This window comes from Acinetobacter sp. SwsAc4 (assembly GCF_013391535.1).
GTDB lineage: Bacteria > Pseudomonadota > Gammaproteobacteria > Pseudomonadales > Moraxellaceae > Acinetobacter.
Genome location: NZ_JACAXC010000018.1, coordinates 48,728 through 58,368, shown reverse-complemented (window position 1 = coordinate 58,368; position 9,641 = coordinate 48,728). Strand labels below are relative to the sequence as shown.

Below are 9,641 nucleotides of genomic sequence, written 5' to 3'. Positions count from 1 at the left end.
TTCCACTTTAGATATTTGTTTAAGATGAGATGTAACTCATTGAAATGTGTCATCATATTCGTCGTCAGAAAACAAGTATTATGCCATTATTTCAATGAGTTGTCTTTTTTTGTCGTGTACAAAGAAATTAACTAATTTAAGATACGTGGGTTCAAGCGATGATACTGTTTTTTAAGTGTTGAATCGCAGCATATGCATTCTTTGTTTGATTAATCAGTTGGAATCGTTTTGAAATTCTATTCTCATTTACTTTAACTAGAACGAAGTTTAGGTATTAATCGTAATAACGGGAGTTTTATGTTTTCACCCTATATCCATGCATTTGCATTGTTTTTTTCATTACTGAATCCGTTCCTGATGAGTGTCTACATGGTCGGGATGATTCGGAATACCGATGTAAAAGTATTTAATAAAGCATTGATTCAAGGGAGCTTAATTGCTTTTGCTGTTTTTGCATTATTTGCATGGGGGGGCGAGAATATTTTTAGTCGCTACCTAAATGTAAGATTTGAATCTTTCCAAATATTTGGTGGACTAATTTTTCTTGTCATTGGTTATCGTTATGTGTTTCAGGGTGCAGAAACAATCGGTGAAATGCGTGGGGCTCCTGAGCATTTAGCAGGTACGATTGCTATGCCTTTTATGATCGGACCAGGAACAATTAGTGCTGCGGTTGTCACAGGCGTGAGTGTTCCATTTGGAGGAGCAATTGCTGTGATTGCCCTCACATTGGCGTTAACTTGCAGTATTCTTATCGCGATGAAATACGGACACGATCATTTACGCTACAAGCATGCGAAGTATATTGATCGTTACTTTGACATTATGGGGCGTTTATCTGCTTTACTGATCGGTACAATTGCTGTCGATATGATCGTTAATGGTGTGATGGGACTCATTCAAGCTACAAATTTAAATTAAATTATTAGATATAAAATTTTGTATGATGAGTATTTATCTGGTTAATAACACATTGTTAATTTTAGATAAAATCTAATAAAAAGGGTCTATATGTAATCCTACTGAAATAATGTTTCGATCTATCATAAAAATAGTTGATGATGTTTTATACATTTATACGTATTTTTACGTTGAGGAATGAACGATAATACACATGTTGTATTCTCCTATGAGTTCTCCTATGTATCCATTAGATCAATTGAACCAAGCACCTGATGATCAGTCAGAGCTTACAATGTCAGTTTTAATGACACCTGATATGGCAAACTTTTCAGGTAATGTTCATGGTGGAGCAATTTTAAAACTGCTTGACCAAGTTGCTTATGCTTGTGCAAGCCGTTATTCAGGCAGTTATGTTGTGACATTGTCTGTTGATAAAGTTAATTTTAAAGAGCCAATTTACGTTGGTGAATTAGTCACATTTTTAGCGAGTGTTAATCATGTAGGACGTACTTCTATGGAAGTCGGCATTCGTGTAGAAGCACAGAATATTCAAAAGCGTACAATCAGACATACCAATACCTGCTATTTCACCATGGTTGCTGTGGATGAGGAGCGTAAACCTAAAGTTGTTCCGACATTAAAATTAGATACGGATTGGAAGCGTTGTCGTTTCGAAGCTGCAGAACAGCGTAAGGATCTACGTTTACAAGAAGTACAGCAACCTTCTTGCAGTATTTTCAAAAAAACTAGCCAGTGTTGATTTATTCATCACATTCCTAGTGATCTAAAAAAAGATCGAACCGCAGCATGGTTCGATCTTTTTTATTTGTAAAGATGAGTCAAATCATTACAAATGTTGTTCTAAAGGGTCTGGAGGAACCTGAAGATCAAATTATTTACTAGCCGTCGGGGCAGCCGATGTTGCTGCATCACTTGCTGTGGTGTCTGTCGTAGCTGGATTTAGAGTTTCAGGTTGCTCTTGATTTGATACAACGACTTTCTCTTCGGTGGTTTTGGTGCTATGTGATTTGTCATGAGCCGAAGCTGCAAATGTTGTTGCCGCTGTTAAAGCAAATGTTGTCGCAATTAAAGTCTTAATGAGTTTCATGTTTGGCATCCATATTTAAACTTAATTAAAAAATTACAGCTTCAATTCGAGAGATGAGTGAGAACAAATCTTGAATTTCTGCATGAGGTTTATGCTAAGCGCCTAAGTTTTTTACAGCAATATTCTTAACAATCTTTTACGGCAAACTTAACAATAGAGCATCATAAAACGTAGTTTTGTGATGCGCTTGTAAAATTATATGCCTGAACCTATCAATAAAATGTATATAAATATGAATTTTTGATTAAAAAACAATCTGAGATTTTACGTGTTTTAAACAAGAGCTTTCTTTTGCAAATAGTTTAATAATTGAATAAAACATTTATATATTAGTTTTAAATAGTATTTTTAGATTAATTTCGTGATTTAATTCACTCTATTTTTATTTTTAATTGAATTGTTTCATAAATTTCATTCTTTATTTTATTTCGCATATTTTTCTCTTTAGAATGAAATAAATTTTTAATGCGAGTAAATCGTGAAGTTTATTGCTCCCAAAATTGTTCCTACTCACATTATTTCTGGTTTTTTAGGTGCAGGTAAAACAACGCTATTGCAGCATTTATTAACTCAAAAGCCTGAAAACGAAGTTTGGGCTGTTCTAATGAATGAGTTTGGGCAAATAGGTGTTGATCAACAACTGATTACTCAACAACAAGGCTATGCTGTCAAAGAACTACTTGGTGGATGCTTGTGTTGTAGCAGTCAACTTCCTATGCAAATTGCACTGGCTCGCTTACTCAGTGAAAGTAAACCTGATCGTTTATTTATCGAACCAACGGGTTTAGGTCATCCTGCACAATTATTGGAACAACTGACCGAGCCACATTGGCAAAGTAGTTTAGCAATGCGTGCTTTGGTGATTGTTGTGGATGGGAGTCGTCTACATGATGAAGATTGGGTGAAACAGAACTTATATACCGATCAACTGAAATCTGCCCAAATCGTAGTCCTCTCGCATATTGATTGTATGTCAGTAGCAGATCATCAAGCCTATGCGGCTTTAAAACAAGAATATGACACTTATGTCCAGCATTGGATTGAAGTTGAGTGTGGCAAAATTGAATTGTCTCAGGTTGATATTATGCAACAACCTGTACAACGTAAGATTCAACCTTTACTCAAGTTACAACAAACACAGGCTATTGAGCCTCCGTTAGAAATAAAACAACTTCCATATCATTATGTAGAAACGGCCCAAGGTTATACCGTTGCAGGTTGGAAATTGCCTAAACGCTGGCAATTTAAATTTTTTGAACTGTTAGATTTGTTGTGTACGCAACAAAATTGGGTCCGTATCAAAGGCATATTTAATACGGATCAAGGTTGGAAAAGTTTTAACTTTAATCCTCAACAATTTAACTATAAGTCTGCCGAAGAGAGTATCGATAATCGAATTGAAATTATTTGCCAATCCGAACAAGATTGGTTGGGGTTTGAAACACAATTATTAAATTGTCGTCTTGATCTAACTGATGCTCAAAATGATTAAAGCCGATATTTTCTGTAATAAAATAGAGTATGCTTAGCGCCAAATTTGAGTACACCGTATTTAAGAGTATTTTTCATGGCGCTAAAAGCAACAATATATAAGGCAGATTTGAATATTGCCAATATGGATCAGCATATCTATGCAGATTATCAGCTAACACTTGCCTTACATCCGTCAGAGACTATTGAACGTTTGATGGTTCGTATTCTTGCTTATGCACGTTATGCCGATGAGCGATTAGAATTCACCAAAGATTTGTTTGAAACGGATGAGCCTGCGTTATGGCAAAAAGATTTAACAGGGCTTTTAGAAAATTGGATTGAAGTCGGTTGTCCATCTGAAGATAAAGTGAAAAAAGCCAGTGCTCGCTGTAAGAAAGTGGCTGTGATTACCTATGGTTCACAAGCTGCTGATTGGTGGCAAAAAAATACCAAGATTAAGACTTTGAGTAATGTGGAAGTTTGGCAATTAGCATCTCAGACTACACAGGCACTTGAAGGCTTATGTGAGCGCACGATGCAATTACAGCTTAATATTATGGATGGAGAATGGACTTTGTTAAGCGATAACGGTCAAGTCGATATTCAATGGTTACAATTGCAATAAATCAGGTTGGGAGAAAAAATGAGCGCTGAATTACAAATTATTGATTTAAAAGTAGGTGAAGGTAAAGAAGCTGTTAAAGGTGCTTTAATCACAACACACTATACAGGGTGGTTGGAAGATGGTACTCAGTTCGATTCTTCAATTGATCGCGGGAATTATTTTGAGACGGTGATTGGTACAGGGCGAGTAATCAAAGGTTGGGATCAAGGCATCATGGGAATGCGCGTTGGTGGGAAGCGTAAATTAATCGTACCTGCACATTTAGCTTATGGCGAACGCAAAATGGGAAAAATTATTCCAGCAAATTCAAATCTGATTTTTGAAATTGAATTATTTGATGTTAAAACTCGCGACGAGTGATTTAGTCTCAATGATGCAAAGCATGATGGCATTGATTTGATTGCTTCATTCATGCTTTGCAAAAAAAAGGTACAAAAACAATACAAATCAAAAAAATGATTTAATCTTAATATATTGATTTTAAATATTTTTATTTAAATCTTCTGTTTTTAACAATCTGCTTAAAATTATTGATTCTATAGAAGGTTCTGTATATCTTTTAAACAAAGAGCAATCCATTTTGAATCAAAGTTTTTACAAAAAATGTGATGTTAATTTACCTTTTGGAAAAATTGCTTTTAATTTTGCCATCCATGATCAGCAGATTCATAAACATGGCGAGGTAAACTATAAAAAATCTATGCTTGTGTTAACGAGCACCAAAAAATTGAGTGAGTGAGGCAGCTATGAATGATTATTTGGATATTACCGCTTCTGAGCTATTAAAAGAATTACATAATTTTTTCTTGATTAATACTTATAATGGCGCTGAAAATGGTTTTTGGGTCAATGAAAAAGCATTGATTGATAAACATTATTGGATGGATGGAGAGAACAAGGTCGAGATTATACGAGAGCTGATTCCTTCACATCAGCATTCACATCCTGACTATCAGATTACCTTATTATCTCCATTAGAAGGGAATATCCTCTTGCTACAATATGATGGCGTGAATAAAAAGATTCAGACATTCCGTCGTGGTGAATGGGTAAATCGCTTATATAAATATTTTTATCAAAAAGAACGTTATTATTTACAACAACTTTCTGAGCATCCAAATTTTCAGCTCATTCAATATTAAGCTTTTATATTTAGCTCACTAGGTTCTTAATACGTATCGTGTTAGGAACCTAATTACATATTGCTAAAATATTGATGTATATTGCGATAAAATTTATAAAATATTTTTTTAAGATTATTTTCAGTTTTTAAAATTATAAATACAATCCTTGCTCCCAGCTGACTCGCTAAAAATCTTATTTGTCCACAAATTGTAAGATGATTCATGCATGATTCGCGCTCAGCCATTTTCGAATATTGAGAAGATATCTCTATGACAACACGTTTAGTGTCTCCGACCTTAAAAACATTTTTAGGTCTAATGATTGGTTTAGTTGCGAATACAGCAACTTTTGCAGAAAATTCCAAAATTGATGCGACAACGTTAACCGTCATTGGTTATCATGAAATTACCGAGCATAAAGATGCACTCATCCCAAGTTATGCAGTAACAGCACAACAATTCAGCGAGCACATTGATTGGTTACAAAATAATGGCTATCACTTTATCAATGTCGATCAACTGATTAAAGCACATCAGGGCAAATATACTTTACCCACTAAACCTGTGTTATTGACAGTAGATGATGGTTATCAGTCTTTTTATCAAAATGCTTATCCAATTGTACGTGCGAAAAAAATTCCAGTTGTATTAGCAGTTGTCGGCTCTTGGTTGGAGCCAAAAGCTAATCAGAAAGTAGACTTTGGTGGGGAAGAGATTACGCGCAATAAAATTTTGAGTTGGAATGAACTCAAAGAAATGCAAAATAGTGGCTTAGTTGAGATTGCAAGCCATAGCTATCATTTGCATCGAGGAGTAAACGCAAACCCTCAAGGTAATTCAGAACCAGCAGCGATTACTCGAATCTATGATTCAAATACGAAAACCTATGAAAGCGATGCAAATTATCAAGCACGTGTTTATCAAGATTTAAAGAAAAATAATGAATTATTGCAGGCACATGGTTTACGTTCACCACGTGTTATGGTTTGGCCTTATGGTCGCTACAATATGCAATTAGTTCAAATTTCTAAACAATTGGGTATGCCGATTACCATTACTTTGGATGATGGCGCTGATCATGCCAAACAATCGATCCAAAATATGGGGCGTATTTTAATTCAAGGAAATATGTCAACCAATGCCTTGGCACAAGAAATTAAGAACCGCGAACTGAATTTGAATGATAATAATCGTCCGCAAAAGATCATGCATGTGGATTTAGATTACATCTATGATCCAGACCCACAACAACAGGAACGCAATTTAGGTAATCTGTTAGATCGTATCAATGCAATGGGAGTCAAGACTGTTTATTTACAAGCATTTTCTGATCCTGATGCAAATGGTTCTGCTGATATGGTGTATTTCCCAAATCGTCATATTCCAATGCGTGCGGATTTATTTAACCGAGTAGCTTGGCAAATTCAAACACGTACGCCAGTACAGCGTTTGTATGCTTGGATGCCTTTACTTGCATGGGAATTACCTAAATCAGACCCAGTGTCAAAGGATTTAGTTGTCACGCAACAAGCAAAAGCAGGCGAGCATTTGAATATGGGGTATATCCGCTTAAGCCCATATTCACCAAAAGCAAGACAAACCATTAAAGAGATTTATCAAGATCTTGCAAAATCAACGCCATTTGATGGCCTGTTATTCCATGATGATGTGACATTATCTGATTATGAAGATGCAAGCCCTCAAGCACTAGCAGCCTATGCGAAACAAGGTTTGCCAACGGATCTGGCCAAAATACGAAATAATGACGACAAGTTACAGAAATGGACTGCTTATAAAACGCGTACCCTAGATGATTTTGCAATGGAGCTCGCAGGTGAGGTGCGTCAATATCAGCCTTATTTGATGACTGCACGTAATTTGTATGCGCAAGTTGCCCTTAACCCGTACGCCGAAAATTGGTATGCACAGTCTTTAGAAGAGTCATTAAGACGTTATGATTTCACTGCAATAATGGCAATGCCGTATATGGAGCAATCGGATCATCCCGAAAAATTTTATACGGATATTATGAATCGGGTGAAACAATATCCAAACGGGATTAAAAAGACAGTGATGGAGTTACAAGCCATTAACTGGCGTAATGATCAGAAGATTCCTTCTGAAGAAATGGCAGCAACAATTAAGTCGCTTTATCAACAAGGTGCGATGCACATTGCATATTATCCTGACGATCCGATTAAAGAACACCCAGATGTGGAAACGATGCGTAAGGCATTTGCTTTAAAATCATCACAATTAGTACCATAACGGAGTAATGTGTCGATGAGTATAATTGCTTTATTATGGGCTTATGCCATTAAGTTTGTTTTCTATTATCCATTATTTATGTCGTATTTATGGATGGTTGGGGCAATTATTTTTTATTGGAAAGAGCGCCAAGATCCTCCATATCAGCAGCCAGCAACTTTGCCTGAATATCCTAAAGTTGCTGTACTCGTTCCTTGTTTTAACGAGGGGGATAACGCAGAAGAAACCATTAGTCATGCTTTGCAATTAGATTATCCAAACTTTGAAGTGATTGCGATTAATGATGGTAGTTCTGATAACACGGGCGAAGTGCTGGATCGTCTCGCGATGCAGCATGAAAAATTACGTGTGGTACATCTTGCTCAAAACCAAGGTAAAGCGATGGGACTGCAAGCGGGCAGTTTAATGACTGATGCTGAGTTCTTGATAGGTATTGATGGTGATGCGTTACTAGATCCTCATGCTGCTAAATGGATGATGCGTCATTTTCTAGAAGACTCAACAGTTGCAGCAGTTACAGGTAATCCACGTATTCGTACACGTTCAACTTTATTGGGACGTATACAGGTCGGTGAGTTTTCTTCAATTGTTGGCATGATTAAACGTGCACAACGTACTTTTGGCCGTTTATTTACAGTATCGGGTGTAATTACTGCATTTCGTAAAAGTGCCGTACATCAAGTTGATTATTGGTCTCCAAATATGTTGACTGAAGATATTGATATCACTTGGAAATTACAACGCGCAGGTTGGGATGTTCGTTTTGAACCAAATGCTTTGGTTTGGATTTTGATGCCAGAGACTTTTAATGGTTTATGGAAGCAACGTTTACGTTGGGCGATGGGTGGGGCACAAGTTCTGATTAAGAATATTGATGTGTTCTTTAAGCCAAAACTTAATTTTCTCTGGCCTTTAATGTTGGAGCTTTGCTTAACATTAGTATGGTCATATTTGATGTTGATTATGGCTGTCATGTGGTTGTTACATTTTGTATTTACAATCCCAGCCCTTGCTATCGTTAGTTCACCATTTTTACCATACGGTAGTGGAATTTTATTAGGTGCGACCTGTTTAATTCAGTTTGCTTTAAGCAAATGGATGGATAGTCGTTATGAGCCAAGCCTAGGGAAAAATTATTATTGGATGATTTGGTACCCATTTGTGTTTTGGTTAATTACGATTACTGCTACAATCGTCGCCTTTCCAAAGGTACTGTTGCGTGGTGATGAAAAACGCGCCCGTTGGATTAGCCCAGATCGTGGAATTCGCTGAGTCGCAAGATTCATTTTGCTGAGACTAGAAATGAAAGCAAATAGTTTGATTATCGATGTTCGTCGCCAACTCCCATGGCATAAGCGTTATTTTTCTACGACCACAACAGCAATGATGTGGGCAGGTTGGCTGCTATTATGGCGACCATTTATTTTAGTTTGGGTGTTAATTGAACTGCAAAAAACGCATCTTGCACAACGTTTAATGGCTGCATTCAGTCAAGGTCTTGAGCACGGAATTACAGCACTTTTCATGTGTGCGGTAGCATTATTATTATGGGGGCTTTTACCTTCAAAACGCGTACATAAAAAACATGCAATTGAAAAAGCACTACCTGATTATGCACGTTATTTTGAGTTGCCTGAACAAGAAATTCAAGCTGGTCGCCAACAAAAAGTAACCACGCTGCATCATGATGAAAATGGTAAGATTATTAGAGTTGAATAAAATTTATTCGATTGAGAAGTATAAATGCCTTAATTTTAATTAAGGCATTTTTTTATGCTTGTCTTAAATTTTAGACATAAAAAAACCAGCTTACGCTGGATTTTTATTTGCACCATATTTCATTAGTTGAAAAATGGTGCCCGAGGCCAGACTCGAACTGGCACGCTTTGTGGGCGGGGGATTTTAAATCCCCTGTGTCTACCGATTTCACCACTCGGGCATGTGCGCAATAATAGAGGAGACTTTAAAACTTGGCAAGAGTAAAAAGTATTAATTGCTTTCTTTTCAATCAATTCATGTGTTTATCAGATAAAAATTAAGCATTGTCATATAATTTTCATGATTATTTCATCAAACTGAGATCAAACTTTCATTTAAGCAACTTAGTTTTAATTACTTAAAGTAATAAAATTAAGGTAGC

Annotated in this window: 10 protein-coding genes and 1 tRNA gene; 9 read left to right on the top strand and 2 right to left on the bottom strand. The window is 36.3% G+C overall.

Annotated elements, in window-relative coordinates:
• Positions 1 to 297 precede the first annotated feature (297 nt).
• Both HYG88_RS09980 and HYG88_RS09975 read left to right on the top strand, forming a co-directional pair.
• The gene (locus HYG88_RS09980) at positions 298 to 921 is read left to right on the top strand and encodes a MarC family protein (RefSeq protein ID WP_005158146.1); all 624 of its coding nucleotides are present in this window, start codon (positions 298 to 300) and stop codon (positions 919 to 921) included.
• Positions 922 to 1,141: 220 nt separating this feature from the next.
• Positions 1,142 to 1,663, top strand: coding sequence for an acyl-CoA thioesterase (locus tag HYG88_RS09975; RefSeq protein ID WP_005158145.1), 522 nt, complete (start codon positions 1,142 to 1,144; stop codon positions 1,661 to 1,663).
• Between the two features lie 132 nt (positions 1,664 to 1,795).
• Here HYG88_RS09975 and HYG88_RS09970 read toward each other — a convergent pair whose 3' ends face one another.
• Positions 1,796 to 2,011 carry a hypothetical protein gene (locus HYG88_RS09970; protein ID WP_087537190.1) on the bottom strand — a complete coding sequence of 72 codons (216 nt, stop codon included), beginning with the start codon at positions 2,009 to 2,011 and terminating at the stop codon, positions 1,796 to 1,798.
• A 478-nt stretch (positions 2,012 to 2,489) separates the two neighbouring features.
• Here HYG88_RS09970 and HYG88_RS09965 point away from each other — a divergent pair, with 478 nt between their 5' ends.
• The 7 genes from HYG88_RS09965 (at position 2,490) to pgaD (ending at position 9,220) form a co-directional block, all read left to right on the top strand.
• On the top strand, positions 2,490 to 3,503 hold the full coding sequence (locus HYG88_RS09965; RefSeq protein WP_005158143.1) for a GTP-binding protein: 1,014 nt from the start codon (positions 2,490 to 2,492) through the stop codon (positions 3,501 to 3,503).
• A gap of 75 nt (positions 3,504 to 3,578) precedes the next feature.
• Complete coding sequence (locus HYG88_RS09960; protein WP_005158142.1) at positions 3,579 to 4,109, top strand: YaeQ family protein; 531 nt, start codon at positions 3,579 to 3,581, stop codon at positions 4,107 to 4,109.
• Positions 4,110 to 4,127: 18 nt separating this feature from the next.
• Complete coding sequence (locus HYG88_RS09955; RefSeq protein ID WP_005158141.1) at positions 4,128 to 4,469, top strand: FKBP-type peptidyl-prolyl cis-trans isomerase; 342 nt, start codon at positions 4,128 to 4,130, stop codon at positions 4,467 to 4,469.
• 386 nt (positions 4,470 to 4,855) lie between these two features.
• Positions 4,856 to 5,251, top strand: a complete 396-nt coding sequence (locus tag HYG88_RS09950) for a hypothetical protein (protein ID WP_005158138.1) — start codon at positions 4,856 to 4,858, stop codon at positions 5,249 to 5,251.
• Between the two features lie 252 nt (positions 5,252 to 5,503).
• Positions 5,504 to 7,501 (top strand): poly-beta-1,6-N-acetyl-D-glucosamine N-deacetylase PgaB, encoded by a 1,998-nt coding sequence (gene pgaB / locus HYG88_RS09945; RefSeq protein ID WP_005158137.1) that lies wholly within the window; start codon positions 5,504 to 5,506, stop codon positions 7,499 to 7,501.
• Between the two features lie 15 nt (positions 7,502 to 7,516).
• On the top strand, positions 7,517 to 8,773 hold the full coding sequence (gene pgaC / locus HYG88_RS09940; protein ID WP_005158135.1) for a poly-beta-1,6-N-acetyl-D-glucosamine synthase: 1,257 nt from the start codon (positions 7,517 to 7,519) through the stop codon (positions 8,771 to 8,773).
• 30 nt (positions 8,774 to 8,803) lie between these two features.
• Positions 8,804 to 9,220 carry a poly-beta-1,6-N-acetyl-D-glucosamine biosynthesis protein PgaD gene (pgaD, locus tag HYG88_RS09935; protein WP_005158127.1) on the top strand — a complete coding sequence of 139 codons (417 nt, stop codon included), beginning with the start codon at positions 8,804 to 8,806 and terminating at the stop codon, positions 9,218 to 9,220.
• Between the two features lie 134 nt (positions 9,221 to 9,354).
• On the opposite strand, the gene HYG88_RS09930 is transcribed toward pgaD, so the two are convergent.
• Positions 9,355 to 9,440 (bottom strand) — tRNA-Leu (locus tag HYG88_RS09930).
• Positions 9,441 to 9,641: the final 201 nt, after the last annotated feature.

Bases quoted from the DNA above. Each gene is read 5' to 3' on its own strand.
- HYG88_RS09955 (WP_005158141.1), top strand. From the start codon at position 4,128: ATGAGCGCTGAATTACAAATTATTGATTTAAAAGTAGGTGAAGGTAAA.
- HYG88_RS09950 (WP_005158138.1), top strand. From the start codon at position 4,856: ATGAATGATTATTTGGATATTACCGCTTCTGAGCTATTAAAAGAATTA.
- HYG88_RS09980 (WP_005158146.1), top strand. From the start codon at position 298: ATGTTTTCACCCTATATCCATGCATTTGCATTGTTTTTTTCATTACTG.
- HYG88_RS09960 (WP_005158142.1), top strand. From the start codon at position 3,579: ATGGCGCTAAAAGCAACAATATATAAGGCAGATTTGAATATTGCCAAT.
- HYG88_RS09975 (WP_005158145.1), top strand. From the start codon at position 1,142: ATGTATCCATTAGATCAATTGAACCAAGCACCTGATGATCAGTCAGAG.
- pgaB (WP_005158137.1), top strand. From the start codon at position 5,504: ATGACAACACGTTTAGTGTCTCCGACCTTAAAAACATTTTTAGGTCTA.
- pgaC (WP_005158135.1), top strand. From the start codon at position 7,517: ATGAGTATAATTGCTTTATTATGGGCTTATGCCATTAAGTTTGTTTTC.
- pgaD (WP_005158127.1), top strand. From the start codon at position 8,804: ATGAAAGCAAATAGTTTGATTATCGATGTTCGTCGCCAACTCCCATGG.
- HYG88_RS09970 (WP_087537190.1), bottom strand. From the start codon at position 2,011: ATGAAACTCATTAAGACTTTAATTGCGACAACATTTGCTTTAACAGCG.